28 protein-coding genes and 1 tRNA gene are annotated in these 25788 nt (G+C 56.5%); 15 read left to right on the forward strand and 14 right to left on the reverse strand.

The annotated features are described in order from the left end of the window. Window positions 1-88 precede the first annotated feature (88 nt). From OHL22_RS05095 to msrA, 9 genes are all read left to right on the forward strand, one after another. The gene (locus tag OHL22_RS05095; RefSeq protein WP_263333928.1) at window positions 89-679 is read left to right on the forward strand and encodes a GNAT family N-acetyltransferase; all 591 of its coding nucleotides are present in this window, start codon (window positions 89-91) and stop codon (window positions 677-679) included. A gap of 79 nt (window positions 680-758) precedes the next feature. Next, window positions 759-1514: an acyltransferase gene (locus OHL22_RS05100; RefSeq protein WP_263333931.1), complete on the forward strand. Its 756-nt coding sequence runs from the start codon at window positions 759-761 to the stop codon at window positions 1512-1514. Between the two features lie 111 nt (window positions 1515-1625). Further along, on the forward strand, window positions 1626-2348 hold the full coding sequence (locus OHL22_RS05105; protein ID WP_263333933.1) for a site-2 protease family protein: 723 nt from the start codon (window positions 1626-1628) through the stop codon (window positions 2346-2348). Window positions 2349-2488: 140 nt separating this feature from the next. Further along, window positions 2489-3382, forward strand: a complete 894-nt coding sequence (locus OHL22_RS05110; protein WP_263333936.1) for a YihY/virulence factor BrkB family protein — start codon at window positions 2489-2491, stop codon at window positions 3380-3382. 344 nt (window positions 3383-3726) lie between these two features. After that, window positions 3727-5241 (forward strand): pyruvate kinase, encoded by a 1515-nt coding sequence (gene pyk / locus OHL22_RS05115; protein ID WP_263333938.1) that lies wholly within the window; start codon window positions 3727-3729, stop codon window positions 5239-5241. A 300-nt stretch (window positions 5242-5541) separates the two neighbouring features. Further along, complete coding sequence (locus OHL22_RS05120; protein WP_263333940.1) at window positions 5542-7149, forward strand: inorganic phosphate transporter; 1608 nt, start codon at window positions 5542-5544, stop codon at window positions 7147-7149. Window positions 7150-7254: 105 nt separating this feature from the next. Further along, a complete protein-coding gene (scpB, locus tag OHL22_RS05125) occupies window positions 7255-8382 on the forward strand; it encodes an SMC-Scp complex subunit ScpB (RefSeq protein WP_263333942.1) in 1128 nt (375 codons plus the stop codon). Further along, entirely contained in the window at window positions 8379-10469 is a 2091-nt protein-coding gene (locus OHL22_RS05130) for a pseudouridine synthase (RefSeq protein ID WP_263333944.1), read from the forward strand. The genes scpB and OHL22_RS05130 overlap by 4 nt, the downstream gene beginning before the upstream one ends. Before the next feature lie 153 nt (window positions 10470-10622). Then, window positions 10623-11096, forward strand: coding sequence for a peptide-methionine (S)-S-oxide reductase MsrA (gene msrA / locus OHL22_RS05135; RefSeq protein ID WP_263333947.1), 474 nt, complete (start codon window positions 10623-10625; stop codon window positions 11094-11096). Window positions 11097-11460: 364 nt separating this feature from the next. On the opposite strand, the gene OHL22_RS05140 is transcribed toward msrA, so the two are convergent. From OHL22_RS05140 to OHL22_RS05165, 6 genes are all read right to left on the reverse strand, one after another. Next, complete coding sequence (locus tag OHL22_RS05140; RefSeq protein ID WP_263333949.1) at window positions 11461-11787, reverse strand: winged helix-turn-helix domain-containing protein; 327 nt, start codon at window positions 11785-11787, stop codon at window positions 11461-11463. Further along, window positions 11780-12391: a hypothetical protein gene (locus OHL22_RS05145; RefSeq protein ID WP_263333952.1), complete on the reverse strand. Its 612-nt coding sequence runs from the start codon at window positions 12389-12391 to the stop codon at window positions 11780-11782. The genes OHL22_RS05140 and OHL22_RS05145 overlap by 8 nt, the downstream gene beginning before the upstream one ends. A 120-nt stretch (window positions 12392-12511) precedes the next feature. Further along, window positions 12512-12664 (reverse strand): hypothetical protein, encoded by a 153-nt coding sequence (locus OHL22_RS05150; RefSeq protein WP_263333954.1) that lies wholly within the window; start codon window positions 12662-12664, stop codon window positions 12512-12514. 217 nt (window positions 12665-12881) lie between these two features. Beyond that, window positions 12882-13112: a hypothetical protein gene (locus OHL22_RS05155; RefSeq protein WP_263333956.1), complete on the reverse strand. Its 231-nt coding sequence runs from the start codon at window positions 13110-13112 to the stop codon at window positions 12882-12884. A gap of 81 nt (window positions 13113-13193) precedes the next feature. Continuing rightward, on the reverse strand, window positions 13194-14045 hold the full coding sequence (locus OHL22_RS05160) for a hypothetical protein (protein WP_263333958.1): 852 nt from the start codon (window positions 14043-14045) through the stop codon (window positions 13194-13196). A 117-nt stretch (window positions 14046-14162) separates the two neighbouring features. Continuing rightward, a tRNA-Arg gene (locus OHL22_RS05165) sits at window positions 14163-14239 on the reverse strand. A gap of 155 nt (window positions 14240-14394) precedes the next feature. Between OHL22_RS05165 and OHL22_RS05170 the strand changes: the two genes are divergently transcribed. After that, window positions 14395-14961 (forward strand): DUF2911 domain-containing protein, encoded by a 567-nt coding sequence (locus tag OHL22_RS05170; protein WP_263333961.1) that lies wholly within the window; start codon window positions 14395-14397, stop codon window positions 14959-14961. 13 nt (window positions 14962-14974) lie between these two features. On the opposite strand, the gene OHL22_RS05175 is transcribed toward OHL22_RS05170, so the two are convergent. From OHL22_RS05175 to OHL22_RS05200, 6 genes are all read right to left on the reverse strand, one after another. Further along, window positions 14975-15247 (reverse strand): hypothetical protein, encoded by a 273-nt coding sequence (locus tag OHL22_RS05175; RefSeq protein WP_263333963.1) that lies wholly within the window; start codon window positions 15245-15247, stop codon window positions 14975-14977. 15 nt (window positions 15248-15262) lie between these two features. After that, window positions 15263-16762 carry an aminomethyl-transferring glycine dehydrogenase subunit GcvPB gene (gene gcvPB, locus OHL22_RS05180; protein ID WP_377819142.1) on the reverse strand — a complete coding sequence of 500 codons (1500 nt, stop codon included), beginning with the start codon at window positions 16760-16762 and terminating at the stop codon, window positions 15263-15265. Between the two features lie 357 nt (window positions 16763-17119). Next, a complete protein-coding gene (gene gcvPA, locus OHL22_RS05185; protein WP_263333967.1) occupies window positions 17120-18472 on the reverse strand; it encodes an aminomethyl-transferring glycine dehydrogenase subunit GcvPA in 1353 nt (450 codons plus the stop codon). 38 nt (window positions 18473-18510) lie between these two features. Beyond that, window positions 18511-18900 (reverse strand): glycine cleavage system protein GcvH, encoded by a 390-nt coding sequence (gene gcvH / locus OHL22_RS05190; protein ID WP_263333970.1) that lies wholly within the window; start codon window positions 18898-18900, stop codon window positions 18511-18513. A gap of 191 nt (window positions 18901-19091) precedes the next feature. After that, on the reverse strand, window positions 19092-19382 hold the full coding sequence (locus OHL22_RS05195) for a muconolactone Delta-isomerase family protein (RefSeq protein ID WP_263333972.1): 291 nt from the start codon (window positions 19380-19382) through the stop codon (window positions 19092-19094). A gap of 76 nt (window positions 19383-19458) precedes the next feature. Beyond that, a complete protein-coding gene (locus tag OHL22_RS05200; protein ID WP_263333975.1) occupies window positions 19459-20313 on the reverse strand; it encodes a TIGR03435 family protein in 855 nt (284 codons plus the stop codon). 544 nt (window positions 20314-20857) lie between these two features. Here OHL22_RS05200 and OHL22_RS05205 point away from each other — a divergent pair. The 3 genes from OHL22_RS05205 to OHL22_RS05215 all read left to right on the forward strand — a co-directional run bounded on the left by OHL22_RS05205 (window position 20858) and on the right by OHL22_RS05215 (window position 22709). Next, the gene (locus OHL22_RS05205) at window positions 20858-21796 is read left to right on the forward strand and encodes a vWA domain-containing protein (protein WP_263333977.1); all 939 of its coding nucleotides are present in this window, start codon (window positions 20858-20860) and stop codon (window positions 21794-21796) included. A 99-nt stretch (window positions 21797-21895) separates the two neighbouring features. Then, window positions 21896-22360 (forward strand): SRPBCC family protein, encoded by a 465-nt coding sequence (locus OHL22_RS05210; protein WP_263333980.1) that lies wholly within the window; start codon window positions 21896-21898, stop codon window positions 22358-22360. Continuing rightward, complete coding sequence (locus OHL22_RS05215; RefSeq protein ID WP_263333982.1) at window positions 22341-22709, forward strand: ArsR/SmtB family transcription factor; 369 nt, start codon at window positions 22341-22343, stop codon at window positions 22707-22709. Before OHL22_RS05210 ends, OHL22_RS05215 begins: the two co-directional genes overlap by 20 nt. 35 nt (window positions 22710-22744) lie before the next feature. On the opposite strand, the gene gcvT is transcribed toward OHL22_RS05215, so the two are convergent. Next, window positions 22745-23884 carry a glycine cleavage system aminomethyltransferase GcvT gene (gene gcvT, locus OHL22_RS05220; RefSeq protein WP_263333983.1) on the reverse strand — a complete coding sequence of 380 codons (1140 nt, stop codon included), beginning with the start codon at window positions 23882-23884 and terminating at the stop codon, window positions 22745-22747. A 187-nt stretch (window positions 23885-24071) separates the two neighbouring features. Between gcvT and OHL22_RS05225 the strand changes: the two genes are divergently transcribed. Together OHL22_RS05225 and OHL22_RS05230 are read left to right on the forward strand one after the other, a co-directional pair. After that, window positions 24072-24269 (forward strand): hypothetical protein, encoded by a 198-nt coding sequence (locus OHL22_RS05225; RefSeq protein ID WP_263333986.1) that lies wholly within the window; start codon window positions 24072-24074, stop codon window positions 24267-24269. Between the two features lie 21 nt (window positions 24270-24290). After that, window positions 24291-24920, forward strand: coding sequence for a TMEM175 family protein (locus OHL22_RS05230; RefSeq protein ID WP_263333988.1), 630 nt, complete (start codon window positions 24291-24293; stop codon window positions 24918-24920). 312 nt (window positions 24921-25232) lie between these two features. On the opposite strand, the gene OHL22_RS05235 is transcribed toward OHL22_RS05230, so the two are convergent. After that, window positions 25233-25787: a hypothetical protein gene (locus OHL22_RS05235; protein ID WP_263333990.1), complete on the reverse strand. Its 555-nt coding sequence runs from the start codon at window positions 25785-25787 to the stop codon at window positions 25233-25235. Window position 25788 lies beyond the last annotated feature (1 nt).

The following is a 25788-nucleotide window of genomic DNA, read 5'->3' on the forward strand; positions in this document are numbered from 1 at the left end:
GGTGTGCGCAATCGATTGCTGTACGGCATTTCCTCGTGTTGTCTTCAACGCATACAGCCTCTGAGTGCATAGCATCTTCTATTCACCCATGGTCCTTCGCTACTCTGTTCATACGATGCCTGGCGAAAAGAACAGGTGGCAAATTCGAGTTGCCCGGCAGGAAGATATTCCTGCCCTGCATCGCCTGATCGAGCACTCCGTACGCGGACTGCAGGCCGGCGACTACTCTCCCAATCAGATCGAGGGTGCGCTCGGTACTGTCCTTGGCCTGGATACACAACTCATTCGCGACGAAACCTACTTTGTTGCTGAAGCGATCTCTCCCGGCGCCTCGTCTCCGCGTCTGGCTGCCTGTGGCGGGTGGTCCAAACGAAAAACTCTCTTCGGCAGCGACAACGCATCGGTTCGGGAGCCTGAGCTTCTGGACCCCGCGACAGATGCAGCCAAGATTCGCGCCATCTTCGTTCACCCTGACTTCGCCCGTCAGGGGTTTGGCACGGCCATCCTCGCCCACGTAGAAGCAGTTGCTTTTGCAGCGGGCTTCCGTCATTTCGAAATGGGCTCAACACTCACAGGCGTGCCCCTGTATCGACTCCGCGGTTACTCCGAGATTGAGCGAATCGAGGTACGTCTGGGCAACGGAGAGGTCCTGCCGGTGATTCGGATGACGAAAGGATGACGCACAGCTCTGATCGGGTTCCGCTCCGGGCGTTGCTTCTTTTCTGCGGCCACACGTCGCGGTGTATCGTCGTACATGTATGGTCGAGTCAACCGCTGGACTTGCAAAACCCCAGAATCGTGTCGCGCAACCACAACCGGAAGCGGAAGAAGTCTACCGCCGGTGGATCAGCTTCCTTGATGACGAGTTCACGCGCCATCAATCCGCTGAGCGGCGGGCCGAAATCGTCCGCGATCAGCTTTTCGAGCTCTATCTAGGACGCCCCCACGGCGGCAAACTGAACTTTACGCTTACCAGCGAACTCCCGCTCAACGTGCTGCAACTCTCGCTCGACCCCGGCAATATCACGCTGGAGGCCGAGCACTATGCGGATGTAGATCAGGACCGCTTTGCCCGCTCCAAGCCACTGCTCTGGTTCTGGATCATGTTCGATCGCTCGCCCGTGGGCCTCAACCATTGGCTGGGCATCCGTTTCCGCTGTATGCTGGGCCGCCATCTCTTCGCCCAAATGGGCAAAGGCGTCCGCATCGATCATGGTGTCGAGCTGACCTACGGCTACAATCTTTCGATCGGCGATGGAGTCCTTGTCCGGCAGCGCGCATTACTGGACGACCGCGCGGAAATCCGTATCGGCAAAGGCGCTGTAATCGGGAATTACGCTCGCATCTACTCTCATACCCACGACAAAGACGACTACGACAAAGTCGTTTTTGCGCCAACCTCTATAGGAGATCGCGCTCGCGTCGGCGCGCACACCGTGGTTCTGGCAGGTACAAAGATGGCAGAGGGTGCCATCGTCGGCCCGCAGGGCACGGCGGATGAGCAGAGAAACTGATCTCGCCGGAACTGACCAACCGTCGCAAACGTAAAGCATACGTAAACCGACCCCTGGTGTCCCGGCACCGCGTGGTAACCTGAGCCTTCGCAACACCTACGGAGAACGTTTTTGCAATTCAATAGCATCGAGCTGCTGCAGGCGCTCTACCAGTTCGTCATCTTGATTTTTTCTATTTCCTGCCACGAGTGCGCTCACGCCTGGATGGCCTCGCGGCTCGGCGACTATACGGCGCAGCTCGAGGGCCGCGTCACCATCAATCCCATGCGCCATATCGATCTCGCCGGGACCCTGCTTTTTCCGGCGCTGATGCTTTTCGGCCCGCTCATCGGTTTCGGCGGACCCGGAATTGTCTTTGGCTGGGGCAAGCCGGTGCCGGTGATTACCCGCAATCTCAAGCGCATCACCCGCGACGATAATCTGATCGCTATCGCGGGCCCCATTGCCAACCTGATCCTGGTGGCTCTGGCTTTTTTCACATTGGTGGTCCTGGCTCTGGCTGTTCCCGGCGGCCGGATAGCCGTTATCGGTTCTTTCCGGGGACAAATCTTTCTCGGAGCGGCATCTGCTCAGCAGGCGATAGCGATGCTAGGCCGGCTCATGCTTGAGATCAACCTTGCCCTGTTCCTCTTCAATTTTCTGCCAATCGCTCCGCTGGACGCCGCGCGCATCGTCAGGAATCTTCTCCCTTACAACGCACTCAATACCTTCGACACCATCGGCCGCTTTGGATTCGTCATCATCTTTATCCTTGGCGACATCCTCATTCAGTTCTGCCTGGGGCCCGCCATGGGCATCGTCGTCGGGGCTCTCTCCCTCTTCATTCACGCCTGAGTTTGCGAACAAGCTAACTTTCGAGGAAATGACGCCATCGACTGAATGACGTAAAGATCCCATAAGGTGCGTTTCATTCCCGGTACCTAGAATCCAACCTGGTCTCGTCAAACCGCAAAGGCTGCGATACCCTGCCAACGATGGCAAAGCTCCCGGTCATTGCCCACTACACTCGCGCTTTGCGCGCCGCCATCCTGCATTCCATGGCAGATAACATACTGGATGCGGCCAAAGCATCCGCTTATTCCGGGATGCTGATGCTCTGCCCCGCATTTCTGGTTGCGACCACTCTGCTCGCCCTTGTGCCGTCAGGCTACACGTTGCTCGATACCATCCGCACCGCAAGCGAGCAATTCCTGCCTCCTGACACGATGTCGCTCCTGCAGTCCTATTTCTACGGGCGTCGCGCCTTTTCACTGCAGGTGCTTCTTTCCGCATCCTCACTCACGTTTTTCGCCGCACTGGGCCTGATGCTCACGCTCATGGAAGGCTTTCGGCACGCCTATGAGCTACCGCGTCATGGCTGGTCCTGGTGGCAGGTTCGCCTGCGAGCCATTCTTCTCGTTCCAATTGCCCTTGTCCCTCTATCCATTGCCACTTCGGTTCTGGTCTTTGGCCAGCCAATCGAGCAATGGATGATAGATAACTCGCAACATGAACTGAAATTTATCGTCATTTTTTTCTGGCGTCTCGCACGATGGTCTCTCGCTCTCATCACCAGCACATCGGTCGTAGGGACTCTCTATCACTTTGGCACTCGAAGCCAGGAGCACTGGCGCTGCGTCGCTCCAGGCGCCATCATGACCACGTTGATCTGGTTTCCCATTACCTTGGCGTTTGGTCTCTACGTCACTCGTGTCGCCGATTACACAGTCGTCTATGGCTCACTTGGAACCGCAATCGCCACCATGGTGTGGCTCTACATCACCTCATTCAGCCTTCTCCTTGGAGCACAACTGAATGGCGTTCTTCATCGAGAGCGCAAAGGAATCGTTGGGCGCGCTTCGGCACTCCTGTCCCGTACGGAGTCGTAATATCATTAGCGTCAGAAGCTCGATATCTTCAAAATTTAGCGAATGGCCTATCCGCCAGCTCGATCAAATAGTTCGGTCAGGGCCAGACCGACTCATCCACCGCAATTTGCTTTCTTTTACCTGCGTCCAACAACCATCACCCACATCCGCTTGCCTCGTCTGCTCTTGTACAATTGAGCGGGCTGAACCAGTTACAGAAGGGCCCGGTGAAGCGATTTCTACGCGGTTGCCGGCCATTCACGCGGCCCTCACATATACAAGTCGCGTTCAGGTGGATCTGATTCCGCGGAACGCGCCTACGTCCCTCACCTCGTTGAGGTTCGAGACTTTTCTGGAGCGTTTTAATGTCTACCGCCGATATTTTGTTTACACAGGCCACTTCACCCCGCCGCGCGAAAATTGTTGCCACCCTCGGTCCGGCTTCCAATACTGAACCCGTCTTTCGCGAGCTTGTGCGTGCGGGTTTGGATGTTGTGCGTCTCAATTTTTCACACGGTACTCATGACGAGAAGCGTGCCCTGATTCAGATGATCCGCAAAGTGAGCCGCGAAGAACGCAAGCCACTCTGCATTCTCGGCGACCTGCAAGGGCCCAAGATTCGCACATCCAAGCTCGTGGATCACAAACCGGTGCAACTGATCGCCGGTGAGCGCATCACCATCACTCCGCGCGAACTCGAGGGTACCGCGTCGCTGGTTGGCACCACTTTTAAGACACTGGCCGAGAACGTTGAACAGGGATCGCGCATCCTGCTCTCCGATGGCCTCATCGAGCTTCGCGTAGTCGAGGTCGACGGCGACGATGTCGTCTGCGAAATCGTCAACGGTGGCAAGCTAGGTGAAAACAAAGGCATCAACCTGCCGGGTATCGCTGTTCGCGTTCCCTCTCTTACCGAAAAAGACGCTATCGATCTGGAATTCGCGCTGCGCAACGGCGTCGACGCAATCGCTGTCTCCTTCGTTCGCACTGCTGAAGACATCAACCTCGTTCGCAACCGGGTCTCGGCTCTCGGCGGCGCAACCTGGATCATTGCCAAGCTCGAAAAACCCCAGGCCATCGAGCATCTTGACGCCATCCTCCAGGTTACGGACGGCATCATGGTCGCTCGCGGCGATCTCGGCGTGGAAGTTCCTCCCGAGAAAGTTCCCGCGATTCAGAAGCAGATCATCCGCCTCGCTGCTGACTATCGCAAGCCGGTCATCACCGCGACGCAGATGCTCGAGTCAATGATTGACAACCCCCGGCCAACGCGCGCGGAAGTCTCCGACGTAGCAAATGCCATTTATGACGGCTCCGACGCTGTCATGCTTTCCGGTGAATCGGCAATGGGAGCGTACCCGGTCGAAGCCGTCAGGATGATGGCCCGAATCGTTGCCGAGACGGAAAAGAATATCAACTCAGCTCGCGCTGCAGGTGTGGCTCCAACACGTCCGCGCCACCGTACGCTGTCAGTTGCCGAAACAATCTGCGAAGCCACGGCGCACGCCGCGGAAGATCTCGACCTGCGCGGCATCGCCATCTTCACTGAAACCGGCGCTACCGCCATCAAGCTTTCGAAATACCAGCCAGTTGCGCCGATCTACGCTTTCAGCTCCATCGAAGTCACGATCAACCGGCTCAATCTGCTCTGGGGAGTCGTACCAGTGTCCTGCGCCAAGGTTTCAGCCACGGAAATCATGGTCGAGCTGGCTGAAACCCTGCTGGAGCAGAACAACTACGCTCGAAAAGGCGAAATCGTCGCGATCATCGCCGGCACCGGCACAAAATCCGGCTCGACAAACTTCCTGCGGCTGCATAAGCTCGGTGACCGCATCCATAGAATGGTGGCTGCGCCAGTTGCCGCCACAGTCGGCGTATAGATATGCTCTGAAACAATAACGGCGAGTTCTTCGGAACTCGCCGTTATTGTTTTCTAGGGGTAGTTTGACCGTGGGACGGCCAATCTCCCCGCATTCACGCAATATTCACACTCTGAACTGCTTCTTGTTCACATTCTGGCAAACATCTCCCTGTAGCGTCCGAGTATCGCTTTTTATCGTGTTTTTCGGCGTGCTCCATTTTGGAGCCGGTTTTGCAGGCCACCCTCCTCCTGGCCAACTGGCTTCTAAACTCGCCGGAATCTGCATATTTCACAATCAATCTTCGGGGAGAGTCTTTACATGGCAACAGCAGCACCGGCAACAGCAAACGCATCGTTGCTCGACCAGAAAATGAAAAAGGGCCCAGGCGTCGTCGGCGCTGCAATCTTCGTGGCCATCCTGCTAGGCGGTCTTGCTTACTGCGGATTCAACATCGCCAATGACATGGGGCATGTTGTGTCGACCAGCATCTGGCCCTACGTCCTGCTCGCTGTAGCTCTACTCATTGCCCTCGGCTTCGAGTTTGTCAACGGCTTTCACGACACGGCAAACGCCGTTGCAACCGTCATCTATACGCACTCTCTTGAACCACACGTCGCCGTTGTCTGGTCCGGCATGTGGAACCTGATCGGCGTGCTTACTTCGAGCGGCGCTGTCGCATTCGCTGTCATCACACTGCTACCCGTTGAACTCATTCTTCAGGTCAGCTCGGGCGCAGGCTTCGCCATGGTCTTCGCTTTGTTGATTGCCGCTATCATCTGGAACCTCAGCACGTGGTGGTTGGGTCTGCCGGCTTCTAGCTCCCACACCATGGTGGGTTCCATCATAGGTGTAGGCATCGCCAATCAACTGATGGCCGGGCATAACGGCACCGCCGGAGTGGACTGGGATCAGGTTTCCAAGGTCTTCAAGGTGCTGCTCGTTTCGCCGCTCGTCGGTTTTGCCTGCGCTTGGCTCCTCATGCTGCTCACCAAGGCGCTGGTCAAATTCCCGGCTCTCTTCACCGCTCCCAAGGGCGACGAGCCTCCACCGTTTTTGATCCGTCTCCTGCTCATCCTCACCTGCACAGGCGTCAGCTTCGGTCACGGTTCCAACGACGGTCAGAAGGGCATGGGCCTCATCATGCTCATCCTGATCGGTACCGTCCCCACTGCCTATGCGCTGAATCACGCAGTCACAGCGCACGACGTAGTCGATTTCGTAGCAGTTTCCACTCAGGTCTCCGGCATTCTGACGAGTCATGTCGACCAGAATGCTGTGATGTCCGATCCGCGGCAGGATGTCACTGAATACATCAAGACCAAGCAATTTACTCCGACCACGATGGTTGCTCTCCGTGAGCTCGTAGAAGACATCAGCCACGAAGTGGGTCTTTACAAGGAACTGAAGGCCGTTCCCGCACGTGATCAGCAGAACGTCCGTAATGACATGTACGTCGCGGCGTCGGCCTTAAGCCAGATGCACAAGAGCCACAATCCGCAGTTCACCGCGGATGAAGATAAGGTCCTCACCAACTATCAAAAGAAGCTGGACACTGCGACCAAGTTCATTCCCTTGTGGGTCAAAGTCGCGGTGGCCCTGGCGCTCGGAATGGGCACAATGGTTGGCTGGAAGCGCATCGTCGTCACGGTAGGCGAAAAGATCGGCAAGGATCACCTCACATATGCACAAGGCGCCTCAGCCGAACTCGTCGCTATGGCAACCATCATCGCCGCCGACAATTTCGGCCTGCCCGTGAGCACAACCCATGTGCTTAGCTCAGGCATTGCCGGCACTATGGTTGCCAATGGCAGCGGACTGCAGTGGTCCACGCTGCGTTCTATCGCCATGGCCTGGGTTTGCACACTGCCTGCAGCAGCGATCCTCTCCGGTGGCCTGTTCTGGGTCTTCCGCGCTTTCATGAAATAACCACCTGTAATGCTTCCGATTTGGCGGACGCCAGCGTTGCTGGCGTCCGCTTCGTCTTTTTGCCTTCCGGCACGTCTTCGCTGGTTCCGGTACCATACCTAAGGAATGAGTTTGAAAGCCAGATTGGAAGCCGTGATTTACGCTGCCGATGAGCCGGTAACGCTCCAGCAGCTCACAACGTTGTTTACCGAAGAAGCCTTTACCTGGAAAGCCGAGCGCGAGGCCGCTCTGGCAACCGAAGTAGAACCTTCCTCCACCGATGATGCCCCCGCAGCCGTGGAACTTGCCGACTCCAGCCGTGAGCTGGGCGCCGAGCTCTCGGACTTGCTTTTGACCCCAGCAGTAGAAAGTACTTCCAAACCCACCGAAGCGCTTCCGGAAGCTGCCTCTGAGGCAGAAATCCCGCCTGCGACTGGTGAAAATAAAGAAGATCCGGCTCTCGAAGCGAAGCGTGCCGAACGCAAGCGCGAGCGCGAGGTACGAGATATTCTTCGCGAAGTTCTTGACGAGCTGATTGCCGATTACGCGAATGACAACCGTGGTGTCGAGATCCGCGAGATCGCGGGCGGATTCCGGATGGGTACCAAGCCGGAGATGCACGACTCCGTACGCGCTTTCGTCAAAAGCCTCAAACCACCGCTGAAGCTTTCCCTGCCTGCGTTGGAGACACTGGCAGTAATCGCCTACAAGCAGCCAATCACCGCGCCGGAAGTCGGCGAGATCCGCGGCGTCGATTCCGCCGGAGTCCTCGGTTCGCTCATGAGCCGCAAGCTAATCGCCACCGCAGGCCGCAAACAGGTAATTGGCCGCCCCATGCTCTATAAGACCACCAAGGAATTCCTCGTCCGCTTTGGCCTGAAGGACGTAAGCGAGCTGCCATCAATGGAAGAATTCGAGAAGATGGCGGCTATCGAGATGAGCGAAGACGGTTCCGACGAGGAAGTAGCTCCAGCGCCTCCAGTCGAGCAGAGCGGCGATCTTTTCCTTGAACCCGGCGCGGAAATCGCCGCGCCGTCTGATCCTACGGCAGAGGAATCTGCCCAGGCTGAGGCGCAGGCAAAAATAGTAGAGTTGGCGGCCACTGCGGAAGCTTCTGTGGATTCCGTACCAGAAACATTTGAAAACGAAACAGTAGCCGCTATTGTCCCTGAAAGCTCCGATGCAACGGAAGCGGCCCATCAACCGGAATCCGAATCGCTCCCGGAGCCCGCGCAAGTTGAGGTGGAGTCATGAGCCCGGAACCGAAGAAAACTCTCAAGATTGAACCGATTGACCCTAAGGAAGATGCTGCCGAGTCTGCTGCAAAGCGACGGTCGAATGCACGGAAGAACATCTCTTTACCGGCAAAGCCAAAGTCAGGCATTGCTGCGGACAGCATCAGATCTTCTTCAAAAAAGGTTGTGCGAAAGCCGTCTCGCCAGAGTTCCGCACCCGTAGAAGATGCCGAATCAGTCTCGCAATCACAGGAAATCGATTCCGACTCTGCGTCTGAGACACTCATCCTCACCGCGACGTCACGGGCTGATTCCAAGTCCGCCGAAAGCCTGGAGCAGGACGCCGTAGCTGCTGAGCTGGCGCGTCAGGTTGAAGCCGAAGCGGAAGACGAACCCGGCTTTATTCCACCTGACACCGAAGACTCGCAAACACAGGAACCGAGCAAGCGCATCGTTGAGCGCCATGAGGAACGGCTGCAGAAGATTCTCTCACATGCAGGAATCTCTTCACGGCGAACGGCGGAGGAAATGATCCTCGGCGGACGAGTGCAGGTCAATGGACAGGTTGTATCCACGCTCGGCGCAAAAGCCGACCCACAGCGCGACCACATTCGCGTAAATGGCAAGCTACTCCAAGGTCCGGAGCGTCATCGCTATTTCATGCTCAACAAGCCAAAGGGCTATGTCACCACGGTCAGCGATCCGGAAGGCCGCCCGACAGTGATGAAGTTTTTCGCGGGCGAGCGCGAGCGGCTTTACCCGATTGGACGGCTCGACTATCTGAGCGAAGGACTGTTGCTCGTCACCAATGACGGCGAGCTAGCCAACAAGCTGACCCGCGCATCGTCGGGTGTAGAAAAGACATATCTCGTTAAGGTTTCCGGCAATCCCGACGAAGAGATGATCGAGTCGCTTCGCGAAGGCGTGATGATTGAGCGCGGTCGCCCCGGCACTGGATCGGGTCGTGTTCGGACTGCTCCGGCCAGCATCCGTCAGGTTCGGGAAGGCGACAATCCATGGTACGAAGTCACCGTGATTGAGGGCCGCAACCGCGAACTGCGCAAGATGTTCGAAGAGATTGGCCATCATGTGGAAAAGATTCGTCGCGTTGGCTACGGCCCGCTGATTCTGGATCTGGAGCCGGGCAAGGTTCGCGAGCTGGACGAGGAAGAGATTCGGCTGCTGAACTTGGCCGCTGATGGCAAACTGAAGACGCGCCGCCGGCGCGGTCCGGCTCCGGCACAGCTTTCGCGACATGCGGGTGCTGCGGTCGAGTACCAGAAGGCTGGCGAACGGCCGAGATTCAAGCGCCGCACCGATGCGCCTTCAGGCACCTTTCGAAGCCGTACAGAGGCCGGAAATAAACCATTTGCCAAACGTGAGGATCGTCCAGGTGAGCGCAGCGAGTCACGTTTCTCAGGCAAACCAAGTGGATCACGCTTTGCAGGCAAGCCGGGTGAATCACGTTTCCGCCGTGCCGAGGATTCCAGACGTCCGTCTCAGGATCGCGATCGGCCGCAACGCGAAGGATCCTCGTTCGATCGGCCTGGACCGAAACGTGAAGGACAGGGCTTTCAGTCGCGCTCTTTCGGCAATCGCCTGCCAAGACCGGCTAGACCTACCGAACGTCCCTTTACGGAGCGTCCGTCCAGGGAAGATAAGGGTTTCGAACCGCGCCGACGCGAATCATCGCGTCCGCCTGAGCGGCGGTTTGAGTCCCGTCCAGCAACGTCGCGTCCACGCCGGAGCGAGGGCGTAAATGCACCCGAGCGGCGGTTTGAGCCACGTCCTGGAACTTCACGGCCCGGAACATCCCGTCCAGCATCATCCCGTCCAGGACCATCGAGACCGGGGCGGGGCGAAGACGCGAACGAATTTGACCGACGCCCACCTAAGAAGTTCGCCGGTGACCGGCCTGCGAATCGCGCTCCGCAGAAGCGGGCGTTTGACCGTCCGAAAAGTTCGGAGGGTGCTTTCCAAGGAAAGCGACGCTCCGGTCCGCCAGCTGGCGACGGCGAGGCTCCGCGAAAGAAGGAACGCTGGCGCGATTCATACACCGGTAAGAACAAAGGAAGACCGAAACCGAAGCCACGCAAGCCGGAATAGCTGCCTCCGCCTTGCATCCGAAGTACGCTCGTACCATCTAACGAAACGGTGAGCTGAATCGGAATCAAATCGGTCGAAGCGTGATCGAAACCACAGCAAGAATGGATTACAGCGCTGTGGCAGCTCCGAAGTGTTGCAAGGAGAACTAATTCGATGGAAAAAGCTACATTTGGCGCCGGATGTTTTTGGGGAGTCGAGGTCGCCTTTGCCAATATTCCCGGCGTTACGGAAACCGCTGTTGGCTATGAGGGCGGACATTTGCAGGCTCCGTCCTATAAAGATGTCTGCACCGACGGTACCGGACACGCGGAGGTGGTTGAGCTGGACTTTGACCCCGAGAAAGTCAGCTACGAACAGCTGCTCGACGCCTTTTTCTCACTGCATGATCCGACGCAGTTGAACCGGCAGGGACCGGACTGGGGAACCCAGTATCGCTCCGCCGTCTTCTATCACTCGGAAGCGCAGAAAGCCACGGCTGCAGCCAAGATTGCTGAACTGACGCAAGCCGGTAAATTTGCGCCGAAGAAGATCGTGACCAAAGTTGAGCCCGCGCAGACCTTCTGGCGCGCCGAAGAGTATCATCAGCGCTACTTGGAAAAGCGCGGTCTGGCAAGCTGCCACATCTAAACGGGTCGAAAACTGTTATCCATCGATCAACTCTGGATGATCAAAGCATTCTGGATTGTCGTTCGGAAAGTAGAGCGGCAATCCAGATCTTTTTGAATGGCCGAATCTTATCACTCAGTGGGCGAAGAAATGGTAGAGACGGAGGGGGAGGGGGTAATTATTTATTCCGACAACACATCCCCGCACAATGTTACCCTTTTGCTAACAGATGCAACTATCAACCACGTCACCAGACCTGCAATGGTACCGCTGTACTTATTCTGCGCTTCTCAGGGGTAATTTTCGGCAAATCATTGAATGATTGTCTTTGAGCGGTGAAATGGCTCTCTCCTGCTCTCCCCTTCCAGCCTGCAATGCCGCAAAATTACACGTCGATAGCCGAACCGAGCAATTGCTTCAGCGCCTGTACGTACTCCGTAAGTGCTTCGCGCCCTGCCGGCGTCATGCGATAGATCGTCTGCGGTTTGCGCAGAACAAATTTCTTTTCTACCGCAACGTATCCGGCATCTTCGAGCTTCAACAACTGAGCTCCGAGGTTTCCGTCTGTGGCGTTTGTCTTCGCCCGCAGCCAGGTAAACTCAGCCTCTTCGACTGTGGATAAGAGACTAAGCAACGCCAGCCGAAGCTTGCCATGAATGACGGGATTCAGCTCCGGCAAGTCGCCAGCGGTCGCAGCGACGGTCTCAGGCATGGGCAGCGCCTGACTTTCCTGCAATCTGCCTGCGCTCGCGCATCTCCAGCAGCATCATGTAGATGCCGAAGACGATCTGACAGAGGAAGATAGCGGCCAGAAAGAGCATGCTGCTCTGACTTTCGCTGAGAAATGGCGATGCTACAGCCGCAGCCCACCAGGCCAGCGCACAGGCGAATTGCGCTCCCCACTTCAACACGATGCTTGAAATTGCATTCGCAGCGCCGAGCAACACCGCAATGGCAGCGATGAAGGATTGTATTCCCAGCTTGCCGCTCAACCCCTCAGACATGCCGAAGAGGAAAAGCGAAATGCCAATCCCGATCCAGACAGCAGCCAAAGCTCGACCTACCGTGGTTTCGGCTTGATGGCGAGTCTTTTTCGAAGCAACCACCACCGTAATCAAAGCAGCAACAATCATGGTGGTTGGCCACGCGTATGCACTACCTCCCCACGTGCTCCACGCGATTGCTACGTAGTAGGCCGCTCCCCAGAGCACAAAACTCCAACCCCAGCTCTCGGTACATCTGCGCCCTTCTGCAATCATCGCTTCGATCAGGTTGAGACGGTCATTAAGCTCATGGCTTTCTGGTCGAATTTCCATGGAATCTGCTCCTGAAGACCGCTCCAAACAGCCAGAGAAGTCCTTAATAAAGAGTACTCTATTAAATAGAGTATGGATTGTCAAGATCTTTTCTCCACGGTTCGATTGCGGTGCATTGCGTTAAAAAGTGGTGATACCGGAGATTTTCTTTGCGATGCCGTCATAGCGTTGCGAGAAAAACTGCCAATTACCTCTGTCGTCCATCTTTCCCGCGACCGACACGTACTCGGTATCAATGGAATAAGTCATGCCGCCGTAGACGATGGGCGCCAATCCCGCAGTTCCTGCACTGGTCCACAGGTCTGCTGACGCGCCTCGCGGCGGTTCAGTCCGGCCTTATCCATATGCGACTTCTGATCGGCTGAATGTGCGCGACACAGCTGCCTTGTGTGCTTGAGCCTATACCGAATAAGCATCCGGTGATTTGCGATATGAGCAGAAGACGCAGCGGTGTATCTTCCGGCTTCGGTAGCCAGTTTACGGTGAATCCCTACAGCTGCTGCATGGGGAAATACCACGCCTGAAACTGATCCACGCCGAGCGGAGCAGTGTCTTGTAGCACACAGATGGCCTTACAGCCGCCTTCGGGATTGACTTCCATCTTGAAATTGGCCGGGACGTCAAACGAGGTCTTTCCGCCACCGAGAATCTTTAACCGGCTGGCTCGAAGAAAGCTCTCCGGATCGGCTTTCAAATCAAAAATAGCTTGTGCAATCGACATAGGGGGTGAAGTGTAGCAAGCAGACTCTGCCGGAAATGCTTCCCTCGTGAAAGCTGTGGTCTAAAGTAACTGGCGGGTGGGTTAATCGTGTGTGACAGGCTCGTCAGGCTCTTGCAGGCGAACATCCAGGGATGGCGGTCCCACGAGAACCGGCACATCGGCCATCTCTGCAGCAGGAGGCGCATCGGGGTCGTCGCGCCATAGCCAGACAATCCACCAAATCAAGGCCAGCAGCCACACGGCAAAGCGAGCGTTATCGAGATTTTCAAAAATGCGGACGATATGCTCGTACTGGTCGCGGCTGGTCAGATGCACATGGTGCTTGATGATGTCCGTCGTGGCCTGCACGGCCAGCAACGCTATAGACATGGTGGACAGGCCCAGGACGATCTGCCGGTCATGGCTGCGCCACTTCGCGCCGAAGCGCCTTCCGAAAAACTGCAGGAACACGCCTACTTCCACGGTCAGCGCCGCGATGAACAACTGACTCTTCAATGCAACATAGAGATCGATATACAGGGGCAGATGCTCCGGATCGGATTTCATCGCCGTCCAGGTAATGCCCATATTCCAGAGAGCCGCTACAGCGAGCGCAATTGGCACCGTGACAAGAATGCCGCCGATCCATCCTTTGCCCTTCAGTATCTTTCCGGTCCTGCCGCTGGAAAAGACATGCCGGCAAAGCTCAATAAGAACTAGAACGCCGAGGATCGCCTCCAGAATGCTGCCGGTATAGCTCTGCCAGTAGAAAGCTACCGTGGTGAGCTTGCCATGGAGCAGATGATCGGCAATTAAACGCACCGCGGAGAGCACAATGTAAGCGGTGAACCACGGGAAGCGGCGGATGCGCTCTCGCCCGAGCAACACAATCATCAGAACCAGGTGCGACGCCAGCACCAAGGCCCACAAAATCTGTTGAATATTCCAGTGCATTCCGTTCCTTTAAGGACGCAAGGCCAGCGCAGAGCGCGCAGCATGCTTTCTCCAGTGTAGCGGGTGACTGGAAGTATGCTTTAGCCTCACAACTTTTACTGGGATGTCTTGAAGGGATGGTGCGCCCGGCACGATTCGAACGTGCGACCTAACGCTTCGGAGGCGTTCACTCTATCCAGCTGAGCTACGGGCGCGCCTTCATAGAATACCCCATTTCGTCAGAAATCGTGTGCCGCCAGGCGCTGTGGCCGCAAATACGGTCAGAAAAGAACAGCGGCTGTCTTCATGTCGTTTCAGATAAAAACGAGGTTGATGCCGCTTTGCTACACTTGCGCCCGGAGGAGTTTCCATGCGTCATCGATTCTTGAGCACATTGCTTTGTACCGTCGCCGCTACCGCGGTATCCATTTCTCTTGCGCAACCAGCTCTTGCCCAGGGTGGCGGAGCGCAGAAAGCGCCGCTTAGCCCGCTGGCGAAAGCTGAGGTCTCCCTCACGGACGCCCAGATCTCGATCGATTACAGCGCCCCCTCGATGCGCGGCCGGCAGATTTTTGGAGATGGAACGTTGGTTCCCTATGGCAAGGTGTGGCGCACAGGAGCCAACTCCGCTACGACACTCAAAACCAGCGGCAATCTCATGATCGGCAGCCTAAGCGTGCCTGCGGGCACCTATACAATTTATTCCCTGCCCACTGCTGAAGGCTGGAAGCTGATTGTGAACAAGCAGACTGGCCAGTGGGGCACCGTTTATAAAGAGGACATGGATCTTGGCCGCGTGCCGATGGAGAAGGCTTCCAATGCTTCTTCGGTTGAGAAGATGGTCATCGACTTCGAAAACACAAGCGGCGATTCGACGGAGCTGCACGTCAAGTGGGCTGATGTAGATGCATCAGTCAAGGTGACGGCTTCGAAGTAGCGTGCATTAGGAGCTAGAGCCGCGATGCCTCTTCGCGCTCGCGGCGCAGCTCTTCCATTACCGATTGAATCAGCGCCTTGGCGCCTTCGATGCCGCCAAGAACACCCTCGAGATCAAGCCGCGGCTTGGATGGATTACGGTTAGAAACGCAGTAGACTCCGTGCTGGCCGGTTAGCACTAACGCATCGGTCAGCAGATCGAGCGCAACAGCAAGGCGTCCACGCGCTGCGCCCATCATGAACTCATAGTGCTCAAGCTCGGCGCGCTTTTCGTCAAAGATGGTCATCCGTAAAACTCCCGCCTATTGAGGCTTCCAACGCAGCACAGGCTTGCGGGCGGCAGTGACTTCATCGAGCCGCGAGACGCGCGTGGAATGTGGCGCGTGCTTTACGAGATCCGGATTTTCTTCGACCTCTTTGGCAATGGCGCGCATGGCGTCGATGAAGAGATCCAATTCTTCGCGTGATTCGCTCTCGGTCGGCTCGATCATCAACGCACCCGAGACGATGAGCGGGAAGCTCACTGTGTATGGATGGAATCCGTAATCGATGAGGCGCTTGGCGATGTCGCCGGTGCGGATGCCTTTCGCCGCCTGCCGCTTATCACTGAAGACCACCTCATGCATCGATGCCGTCGTATACGGCAGCTCGTAGAGATCTTCGAGATTTTTGCGGATGTAGTTGGCATTGAGTACGGCATCTTCGGTTGTCTGCCGCAAGCCATCGGGCCCGTTGGCAAGGATGTACGCGAGTGCACGAATGAACATGCCGTAGTTGCCGTAGTAGGCACGGACGCGGCCCACAGTTTGCGGGCGGTCAAAGTTCCAGCCAAGTGCATCGCCTTTGCGCACGAGCACGGGAGTAGGTAGGAACGGCTCAAGGATTGCCTTGCACGCTACCGGACCTGAGCCGGGTCCACCGCCGCCGTGAGGCGTCGAGAAGGTCTTGTGCAGGTTGAGGTGCATCACGTCCACACCGAAATCGCCCGGCCGCGCCCTGCCACAGAGTGCGTTCATATTCGCGCCATCCATGTAGAGCAGCGCGCCCTTCGCGTGAAGAATGTCGGCGATCTTGTGAATCTCGCTCTCAAAGACACCGATGGTCGATGGATTCGTGAGCATAAGCGCTGCGGTGTCTTCATCGACAACCTTGGCAAGCTCATCCACATCCACCATGCCGAGCGCGTTGGACTTGATGTTCTGCACCTGGTAGCCGCATACCGCTGCCGTGGCTGGGTTGGTGCCATGCGCAGAGTCGGGCACCAGCACCTTGCGGCGTGGGTTACCCTTCGATTCGTGATAGGCGCGGACGAGCAGAATGCCGGTAAATTCGCCATGCGCGCCGGCTGCGGGCTGCAGCGTAATGGCATCCATACCGGTGATCTCGATCAGGCACTTCTGCAGCAGCTCGACAATAGCGAGAGAGCCCTGCGATAGCGATTCAGGTTGATAGGGATGCGCTTCAGCGAGACCTTCAATGCGTGAGACGAACTCATTGACACGGGGGTTGTACTTCATGGTGCACGAGCCGAGCGGATACATGCCGAGATCGATAGCGTAGTTCCACGTAGAGAGGCGCGTGAAGTGGCGAATGATCTCAATCTCGCTCAGCTCCGGTAGTGCGCCGGTGTCTTCACGGTGTGACTCTCCCAAGAGCGCTCCAGGATTGACCTCCGGCACATCGAGCGGAGGCAGCTTATAGGCACGCTTGCCGGGTGAGGACTTCTCGAAGAGCAGGCCCTCGTTCTGCGTTTGGTGCGCACGAACTTTGCCGAGGGTCGTGCGGGGTGTTGCTTCAGTCATTGCCATTCTGTACCTCAAACTCTTTCGCGCTATTTGCCTGTCTGGCCATCATGGATAGCTAGAGTTTTGCGATAGCGCTTTTCGGTAGAATCCCACTCAAGCCAACTCATCGGAATTGAACAAACTAGCGCGAAGAATCCATCCAACAACCAGCTGCTCGATCCACTGCTCCCCCAAAATATCAAGGTTAAGCACGCAACTGCGGTTCCAATAACGAGCCCTCGGCCCGAGAGGAAAATAACAAGACCACGGTGGCGGTGGCGTTCCCAAGACCTTAACTGCTTGTCTCTCATCGGAGTAAAAAAATAATCGTGCATTGATCGCCTCCGTATTCGACAAATATTGCTTACCGATGTTCTATGCCTCCACCGGCGCATTGGCCAGAACGTTTGCTACTGATTCAATCTGTGCGCGTGTATTTAACTCTGTCGCGCACCACACGGATGCGTTACCGAGCTCGGGATACCACTTGCTCAACTCAAGGCCACCGATGATCTTCTGCTCCAGCAGACGCTCATTCAATACGGCTGGAGACTCGGCGGTCTGCAGCACAAACTCGTGGAATTTCGGGCTGCCCGCAAACAGCACTTTCGCACCTGGCTGGCTACCCAGTGTCCTTGCTGCGAAATCAGCCTTGGCGAGATTCTGCACAGCCAGGTCGCGAATACCCTGCTTGCCATACACCGATAGGAAAATCGTCGCCATCAATGCAACCAGCGCCTGATTGGTGCAGATGTTGCTTGTCGCCTTTTCGCGCCGGATATGCTGCTCGCGCGTTGACAGCGTGAGCACAAAACCACGATAGCCATCGGCATCGGTCGTCTGCCCGGCGAGCCGGCCCGGCATCTGCCGCAGATACTTTTCCTTTGCTGCGATGACACCGCAGAACGGGCCACCGTAGCTGATGGCTACACCAAAGGACTGCGCTTCCATCGTCACGATGTCGGCATCAACCGGCGGCTTGACCACGCCCAGCGACAAAGCCTCGGCGATCGATACGACAAGCAGCGCGCCCTTGGCATGCGCCAGCTCAGCAATTGCGGGAATGTCTTCAATCACGCCGAAGAAGTTCGGAGACTGCACCAGCACGCATGCGGTCTGATCGGTAATTGCTGCTTCGAGCGCCTTGAGATCGATGCGGCCAGTCTCAGCATCGTAGCCAACCGTCTGCGAAGGCAACCCCTGATGTTGCGCGTAGGTCGCCATTACTTCGCGATATTCCGGATGAACGGTCGATGCCACCACCACGTTGGATCGTCCGGTGACGCGCGCCGCCATCATCGCGGCTTCGGCAGCGCCGGTTGAGCCGTCATACATGCTGGCATTGGCGATATCCATGCCGGTGAGCTCGCAGATCATGGTCTGGAACTCGAAGATCGCCTGGAGTGTTCCCTGCGTAATCTCTGCCTGATACGGCGTGTAGCTGGTCAGGAACTCGCCACGCTGCACCAGCGAATCGATCACCACCGGCCGATAATGCCGGTAGCAGCCTGCGCCGAGAAAGCTAGCATAACCCGCGGAGTTGTTCTGCGAAGCAGCCCCGCGAAAATGCTCAATGATCTCGCTCTCGCCCATCTGGCGGGGAATCGCCAGATCACGGTTCAGCCTGTATTCCTCGGGGATAACGGCAAACAGATCGTCAATGGATTGCGCACCAATCTGGGCGAGCATCTCTGCCCGTTCAGATGGCGATTTTGGGAGATAACGCATTGTTTCTGCAGCTCCTGCTCTCAGTCTTGCGCTGAAAGCTACTTTCCTGTCTCTTCGGCGATAAATGCCTGGTATTGTTCAGCGCTCAACAGCGAGTCAAACTGCGATGGGTCGGAGAGCTCCACCTTGATCATCCATGCCGTGTGCGCGTTTTCATTGACCTTGTCGGGAGCGGTAGCAAGCTCTTCATTGATCGCCGTTACCGTTCCGCTGACCGGAGAATACAGATCGCTGACGGCCTTTACGCTCTCGACCGATCCAAAGGTCGATCCGCCTGTCACGTCGTCGCCAACCTTTGGCAGCTCAACAAAGACGATGTCGCCCAGCGTGCTTTGGGCATAATCCGTAATGCCCACGGTGCCGATGTTGCCGCTGACGCTGATCCACTCATGCTCTTTGGTGTATTTGTACTCGGTGGGATAGGGCATAGGAATTCCTTTCTTCGCAATGCGTGCTGGTGGGTTGGTCAAACTCTGATTCCGGCTTGCACACATTCGTTGCCGGAGATCCTCCGGCGGGAACATGCGTCAGCCCCAAAGGTCGAAACTCTAGTGTAAGTCCTCTGGACCTGCCCCGAAAAATCCAGCCCCAGTCGGACAAAAGCGCCCAGACCCGCTTTTCAGGCTTGACCAAAACCGGGATACGGTTCCAGCGGAACCAACGTAGCGACCTCCAGCATCCCAGCAGCGAAGATCGGCAGCGACGCAATCGCATCCCGTACCTCCTGCTCCGAGGCTGCCTCCCACAGAATGCAGGCTCCGGGAACATCACCGCGCTTCCATACCTGGCGCAAAATTCCCGCAGCATAGAGCTCGCGAACGCGCGCCGTCTCGCGCTGGCCGAGCTCAGAGGTAAAGGCTTCAGGCGGAAAGGCGTCAACGCGACGGCGGCTGATGGAAACAAATTGCATATGCCGATTTTACAAGGCTGAGGTTGCGCTCTGAAGACCATATTGCATTCGTTATGCGTTGACACTTCGACTGGTGTTATTTCCCGATTGGCATCTCAGCCTGGTCAACCACAAGCACTTCCACGGGTCCGGTTGCGGACTCCAGCTTCAGCCCCAACTGTTGCTGCAAGGCCGTCTGAAGCGCGGGCAAAGTGCTCTCCGGTGGAGGCAAAGCGCCATTGGACGCCGAAGCAACGGCACCGGGCAACCATCGCAGAGTGAAGTCATATCTGCCAGCCAGCCCTGTTTTGTCGATAACGTGCTGCCCGACCTGATCGGTCAGAATCCGGGTCAGGTTTTCGATCGGCACGGCCTGACAGGTCAATTCTCCGACAGCCATGCTGATCATACCTGCGCCGGAGCTGCCGCCGGGCCCATGGATTCCCTTGGGGTAGGTGTCCCCGGGCGTTGCTTCATGCAGCTTCGAGCCGCCCTCCGCTATGACCAACGCATATACCGGCAGGTCTCGCTTTTCGTGGTGCACAGTGAGATGAAACTGTCCAGCCAGCATCGTCTGCATCATGTGCTGGCGCGCCTCGCCAGCCTGTTGGGGTGTCATGCCACCGATGGCCTGGGCAGTGGCGTCGTCGATCTTGGCATCCACCTCAAACTGTGCCGAACCCAACCATGCGGGGCCGCCAACGATTTGGTTGTCCTCTACCCCGTAGGCCCGCTGCAGTAGCATGCGAAGAGTTACGCCGCTTGCGGAGAAGCCATCCGACAAGTCGTGAATCATGATGCGCGGCGGATTGCCCTTCGGATCGTAGGGCTTCACAGTCACAGACGAGAAGACAGGCAGTTGCCCCGAAGCAGCTTGTGCGGCCAACGCCGGAACTGCCTGCGAGCAAAGCATCGTAAGCACGGCACTGAGAATCAGAATCGCCGCGGTCATACTCGGTCGCATACATCGAGCGGTCCTGTACTTGAAACTCATGCTGCAGTGACATGTTCGTACAGCTTGCTTTCTCATCAATGTCCCCAAGACGATCTCACTGTCCCCGGTTTTTCTATGGATGGCCTCCGCATGGCTACGGCGCTCCACTTCAGGACGCGGCAACAGGCTCTTCCGCTCATTTCATGATAGAGGGACTTTGCGGCACTCCTGTGAGGATTCACCGTGGATTCTTTCTGTCGTGCCATGGGCAGGATCTGACGTATGCAGTGTGCTAGCTAATCCAGTGTTGATGCCACACAATCTATATTTCTGTGGCGCAGTAGTTGTCGGTTGAGGTGTAACACTCGCGGCCGTCATGAATCTGTAAGTAAGCAGTCAGGTTGGCGTATGTCGTCTTAAATTATATCTATATCTCTTTCAATCAATATTTCTTCGGCCGCATCATCGCAAGAGATTCTGCGTCTAAAGGAGTGACGGATCGAGAGCAGTTTTTGGGGAGCGCCGACTTAGCGCCTGCTCCGGTCTGGAAGGAGTAATGGAAATGAAGTTATGGAAATATGTTGCCGGTAGCGCTGCCGTGCTGGCATTGCTCGGTGTTTACGCCTTTCCGCAAGAGTACAGCGGAGGACAAGGTCAGGCAGTTATTACCGTGTTGCCGAAGAATGGCGCGCCGTCTCCCGACTCGCTGACGCAGGGGCTGTCACTTAAGGTCAATGGCAAGGACGTTAAGGTTACCGATCTGAGGGAGTTGCAGAACAGCCCAGTAGAGCTCGTGATCCTGATCGATGGTTCTGCGCGAACCAACTTTGCGCAGCAGCTTCGGGACATTGCACAGTTCGTAAAGTCGCTTCCTCCCAACGTACGAACCGCTGTTGCCTACATGCAAAATGGCACGACAAGATTCGCAGGAGCCTTCACGGCTGATCACAATGCCGTGCTCCAGGGACTTCGCGTCCCGGCTGGGCTTCCTGGCTCCAATGGCAGTCCTTATATTTGCCTATCCGATCTGGCAACGCATTGGCCGTCTCAGGACCGTGCAGCGCGCCGCGAGGTGATCATGATCACCGACGGTTTCGATGAATATAATCCGCGCTACGATCCCGAGGACCCCTACCTGCAGGCTGCGCTTCACGACTCCATACGAGCTCACCTTGTCGTCTACTCGATTTACTGGCGCGATCTGGGCCGTATCGATCGCACACGGTACGCTGACGACGCCGGACAAAATCTGTTGCAACAGTTGACCGACACGACAGGCGGAAAGAACTACTGGATCGGCCTCGGCAATCCTGTCTCCTTTCAGCCCTACCTTGAGGATCTTGCGAAGCGCCTGCAAAATCAGTACGAATTGAGCTTTACAGCGCAGCTTAAGGGGAAAGCTGAAATCCAGAGCCTCAAGCTGAAGCTCAACACGCCAGGCACAAAGGTGGATGCACCGCAACAGGTTTATGTCGCGCCTCCTTCAGTTGCACAGGAGTAGCGACGTGACCCAAATTTCGATGAGGGAGCGACGAAAAAGAGCAACTATTTGGTTGCTCTTTTCTATTGTCCCAATTAACATGCAACCAAAAGGTTGCTTATGGAAACAATGTTGAATAACGTCATCGAAAAGCAGATTGAGCTGAATGCGCCAGTATCCCGGGTTTGGCGAGCCATTACCGATCACCGTGAATTTGGCGAATGGTTTCGCGTCAATCTCGCGGGCTCATTTGAAGCAGGTAAGACAGCCCGAGGCAATATCACGTGGCCTGGATATGAGCATCTCGTCTGGGAAGCAGTCGTGCAAGTCATCGAACCGGAGCGTCTGTTCAGCTTCACTTGGCATCCCTACGCGGTTGATCCGAGTGTTGACTACGCAAAGGAACTGCCCACGCTGGTTGAGTTCAAGCTCGAACCGACGGCAACCGGAACCCGGCTGACCATTACGGAGAGCGGCTTTGAGAACGTGCCGGAAGCACGGCGCGCCGAGGCATTCCTGCGCAACGATGGCGGATGGACGCAACAGATTAGAAACATCGAAGTGTATGTCGCAACCAAGCCGTAAAAGCGCGCGCAAGCAGCGTCATAGGCTTGTCCCCGGACCGGAGCATGCCGCCGTCTTTGCTGCGCTGGGCGACCAGACGCGTCTGGTGCTGCTTTCACAGCTGATGGATGGCGAGCATGTTTCGATTGCCGGCCTTACCGAGGGCTCTGGTCTTACCCGCCAGGCAATCACGAAACATCTGCGCGTGCTGGAAAAATCCCGCATAGTCCGCTGCACTCGACGAGGCCGCGAGCAGCTTTACTCGCTCAATCCTAAGCCATTGATGGAACTACGCGAGTATCTCGATCTGGTGTCACGCCAGTGGGATGGCGCGCTCATGCGGCTCAAATCTCTCGTTGAAGAGCGATAGCAAAGAACCTCACAAAGAATGCGGAGCGGCGTAGGCTACTTCTTCGGCCGCTTGTAAAACGGTGTCGGCACCTGCTTTGCCCGCACCTTGTTTGTGCGCACCTGCACGAAAACATCTTCTTTGCTTTCGGCCACCGCAGCCGGCACGTAGGCATAGGCGATGTTGGTCTTCAGGAATGGTGCAGGCGATCCGCTGGTAATAGAACCGATCTCTTCACCAGCCGCGTTAAAGACGGGATAGCCATCGCGCGCGATGCCCCGCTCCACCATCTCAAGCCCCACAAGCTTGCGTATAGGGCCGCCGGAGTCTTTGACCGCCTGCAATGCTTCGCGTCCCAGGAAATCGGAATCCTTTTCGAGCTTCAGCCAGCGGTCGAGGCCCGCTTCAAAGGCATTGGTCTGCTCGGTGATCTCGTGCTCATAGAGCGGCATGCCCGCTTCAAGACGCAGCGTATTGCGCGCTCCCAGGCCGCATGGAATGATGCCAAACTCAGCGCCCGCCTCCATGATTGCGTCCCAGGCTTTCTCGCTCGTCGCCACATCCGAAGGGACATAGATCTCGAATCCGTCTTCGCCGGAATAGCCTGTGCGCGCGATCATTGTGTTGTGAATACCAGCAACCTGGCCCCAGGTAAACCAATAATTCTTGATCCCGGCGAGATCTACCTTGGTGAGCTTCTGCAGCGTCTCCGGAGCTCGCGGCCCTTGAATGGCTAGCTGAGAATAGTACGTGGAATAGTTGCTCACGTGTGCGCCCTGCATAGCGCCCACTTGCTTGCGAATCCAGGCGAAGTCTTTGTCTGTGGTGCCGGCGTTGACTACCAGCAGATAGTCATTGTCACCAAGTTTGTGGACAAGGATGTCATCAACGAACGTGCCTTCGGGCGTGAGCAGTGCGGAATATTGCGCCTGCCCGTTCTTGAGACGTGAGGCATCGTTCATCGTGATACGCTGGACGGCCGCGAGGGAGTTGGGCCCGCGGAACTGGATCTCGCCCATGTGACTTACATCGAACAGCCCCACACCGGTACGCACGGCCATGTGCTCTGCGATCAGCCCCGAGTACTCGACCGGCATGTCCCAGCCGCCGAAATCGACCATCTTGGCCTTAAGCTTGCGGTGGGTCGCGTTCAGCGCGGTCTGTTTCAGTGCAGGAGTTGTAGTGGGCGTTGCCATGATGATCACCTCGCAGGAACGGGAGCAATTTTTGACGGCTGCACGAAGCACTTGCTTCCGGCCGATCTTCCTGTACCTTAAGTGAAGATAGGGATTTCGGCCGCACCCGGTCAAACGAGCCTTTGACTGGGTTTCAATCTTCCCCCGCTGGCGAGCTTCGCCACTCGACCCTGGAGATACATTGCTCATGAGCGATAAGATTCGCGGCGCGCTCGCGATCTTTGTTGGCGCCTTCGGCCTCTTCCGCAGTTATCAGCTCTGGCATGCCGGCGTTCGAGGCTGGAATCCGCCATTGCTGCTGCTTGCCGGACTTGTGCTGATCGTCCTCGGAAGCTGGCGACTGCGCAAGAAGCGGGTCGATGTGCGCTCGGACTTGTTACAGTAGCGAACACATGATGGAGGCGATTTGCCGGCGGCGCTCTATAACGCAATCCAGGGACGCAGCAACGAGCGGCTGGCCGCGCTGAGCGATGGCATCTTTGCCGTCGCCATGACGCTATTGGTGCTCGACATCCACATTCCTTCCGCTGAAGCCATCCACTCCGAGGCTGCTCTATGCCACGCGCTTTTGGCGCTTGGTCCCCAATGGATTGCTTACCTGATGAGCTTTTTGACGCTAGGCATCTTCTGGGCCGGGCAGCAGACGCAGCTCAACCATTTCCGCGAGGGAGCGCGCGATCTGACCTGGATTCATCTCGGGTTTCTTTTCACCATTACGCTGATGCCGCTGACCACGCGCCTGCTGGCGGAATTTATCGAGTATCGCTCGGCACTCATTCTGTACTGGCTCAACATTCTGTTACCCGGCCTGATGCTGCTGTGGAGCTGGACCTACGCGACGCACCACGAACTGATCAAGAGCGAGACACCGCCCGAGGTGCATGGCGCAATCTGCCGGCGCATCCTGATCGCTCAGGGCCTGTATGCCTTTGGAGCGCTGCTCTGCGTCTTCAGCAATTATGTGAGCATTGCGTTCATCGTTCTTATCCAGTTGAACTATGCGATTGCGCCACGAGTGGGAAAGCGGCTGGGCTAGAGCCAGGTCGAAATCGGTCTGAGATCTTCACTTTTTTTTTAACCGCAACTCAAAGCGCAAAATCCCGTTAGTACAAGTGAAAGCGGCAGCTATGCAATCGATCCGCCGCAAGGAGACTTTATGACTATGAGTTCTTTAGCGCTTTACTTTCGCGGATGGCACGGAGGCGGTCGTGGTGGTGCAGAATTTTTACTAATTCTGCTGGGACTGGGATTTGCCGGATTGGTTGTATGGGCGATTGAGCGTAGCAGTCGGCCGAAAATTTATCGCTCTTAAAAATCCCTTAAGCAGGGCCCACAATTGGAAGCTGCACTACCTGATCATGATCTTACCCCCAGGCTGCATCTCGAATTCTGGCTCGGACAGCGTGGTTGTGAATTCGACACCATGTTGAGAAAGTTCCCATCGGAGCCGTCGCAGGCCAGCTAGGGGAAAGGTACGCTCCAGCTCTATGCTATTTCCGTTGTGCCATAGGCTAAGAACGCAGGTTCGTGCGAGACCGCCATGTGCTTTAAAATACCCGCCCAGGTCTGTGAGTGCGTTCCGGGGATAAACACTCGGAGCTCCTAATGGAATCCGGAACCAGGTGCGCTGCATCCGGATAACGTCCGATTCGATTTCCATTTCCACCCTTGCCACCATGGGAACGATCACAAACCAACTGGTGATGACAATAGAAAGGGATCCTCCCCACAGCAGGCTCAAGATCATTCCGTTGACAGAAAGTACGCTCAAGAGGATAACTGGCGTAAGCACAGCACCTGTACTGAGCAGTAGGGTTATGACTGTACCTGCTCGACTGGAAAGAAAACGAAGACGCAAGACGTCGCCTTGTTTGTCGAGAATAAAGTCGGGACGAGGAGGCATG

Source organism: Acidicapsa dinghuensis, from assembly GCF_025685685.1.
GTDB classification, from domain to species: Bacteria; Acidobacteriota; Terriglobia; order Terriglobales; family Acidobacteriaceae; genus Acidicapsa; species Acidicapsa dinghuensis.

Excerpts from the sequence above, each read along its gene's own strand:
- OHL22_RS05095 (WP_263333928.1), top strand. The coding sequence starts at position 89 with ATGGTCCTTCGCTACTCTGTTCATACGATGCCTGGCGAAAAGAACAGG.
- OHL22_RS05100 (WP_263333931.1), top strand. The coding sequence starts at position 759 with ATGGTCGAGTCAACCGCTGGACTTGCAAAACCCCAGAATCGTGTCGCG.
- OHL22_RS05110 (WP_263333936.1), top strand. The coding sequence starts at position 2,489 with ATGGCAAAGCTCCCGGTCATTGCCCACTACACTCGCGCTTTGCGCGCC.
- pyk (WP_263333938.1), top strand. The coding sequence starts at position 3,727 with ATGTCTACCGCCGATATTTTGTTTACACAGGCCACTTCACCCCGCCGC.
- OHL22_RS05120 (WP_263333940.1), top strand. The coding sequence starts at position 5,542 with ATGGCAACAGCAGCACCGGCAACAGCAAACGCATCGTTGCTCGACCAG.
- scpB (WP_263333942.1), top strand. The coding sequence starts at position 7,255 with ATGAGTTTGAAAGCCAGATTGGAAGCCGTGATTTACGCTGCCGATGAG.
- OHL22_RS05130 (WP_263333944.1), top strand. The coding sequence starts at position 8,379 with ATGAGCCCGGAACCGAAGAAAACTCTCAAGATTGAACCGATTGACCCT.
- msrA (WP_263333947.1), top strand. The coding sequence starts at position 10,623 with ATGGAAAAAGCTACATTTGGCGCCGGATGTTTTTGGGGAGTCGAGGTC.
- OHL22_RS05140 (WP_263333949.1), bottom strand. The coding sequence starts at position 11,787 with ATGCCTGAGACCGTCGCTGCGACCGCTGGCGACTTGCCGGAGCTGAAT.
- OHL22_RS05145 (WP_263333952.1), bottom strand. The coding sequence starts at position 12,391 with ATGGAAATTCGACCAGAAAGCCATGAGCTTAATGACCGTCTCAACCTG.
- OHL22_RS05155 (WP_263333956.1), bottom strand. The coding sequence starts at position 13,112 with ATGTCGATTGCACAAGCTATTTTTGATTTGAAAGCCGATCCGGAGAGC.
- OHL22_RS05160 (WP_263333958.1), bottom strand. The coding sequence starts at position 14,045 with ATGCACTGGAATATTCAACAGATTTTGTGGGCCTTGGTGCTGGCGTCG.
- OHL22_RS05170 (WP_263333961.1), top strand. The coding sequence starts at position 14,395 with ATGCGTCATCGATTCTTGAGCACATTGCTTTGTACCGTCGCCGCTACC.
- OHL22_RS05175 (WP_263333963.1), bottom strand. The coding sequence starts at position 15,247 with ATGACCATCTTTGACGAAAAGCGCGCCGAGCTTGAGCACTATGAGTTC.
- gcvPB (WP_377819142.1), bottom strand. The coding sequence starts at position 16,762 with ATGACTGAAGCAACACCCCGCACGACCCTCGGCAAAGTTCGTGCGCAC.
- gcvPA (WP_263333967.1), bottom strand. The coding sequence starts at position 18,472 with ATGCGTTATCTCCCAAAATCGCCATCTGAACGGGCAGAGATGCTCGCC.
- gcvH (WP_263333970.1), bottom strand. The coding sequence starts at position 18,900 with ATGCCCTATCCCACCGAGTACAAATACACCAAAGAGCATGAGTGGATC.
- OHL22_RS05195 (WP_263333972.1), bottom strand. The coding sequence starts at position 19,382 with ATGCAATTTGTTTCCATCAGCCGCCGTCGCGTTGACGCCTTTCCGCCT.
- OHL22_RS05200 (WP_263333975.1), bottom strand. The coding sequence starts at position 20,313 with ATGACCGCGGCGATTCTGATTCTCAGTGCCGTGCTTACGATGCTTTGC.
- OHL22_RS05205 (WP_263333977.1), top strand. The coding sequence starts at position 20,858 with ATGAAGTTATGGAAATATGTTGCCGGTAGCGCTGCCGTGCTGGCATTG.
- OHL22_RS05210 (WP_263333980.1), top strand. The coding sequence starts at position 21,896 with ATGGAAACAATGTTGAATAACGTCATCGAAAAGCAGATTGAGCTGAAT.
- OHL22_RS05215 (WP_263333982.1), top strand. The coding sequence starts at position 22,341 with ATGTCGCAACCAAGCCGTAAAAGCGCGCGCAAGCAGCGTCATAGGCTT.
- gcvT (WP_263333983.1), bottom strand. The coding sequence starts at position 23,884 with ATGGCAACGCCCACTACAACTCCTGCACTGAAACAGACCGCGCTGAAC.
- OHL22_RS05225 (WP_263333986.1), top strand. The coding sequence starts at position 24,072 with ATGAGCGATAAGATTCGCGGCGCGCTCGCGATCTTTGTTGGCGCCTTC.
- OHL22_RS05235 (WP_263333990.1), bottom strand. The coding sequence starts at position 25,787 with ATGCCTCCTCGTCCCGACTTTATTCTCGACAAACAAGGCGACGTCTTG.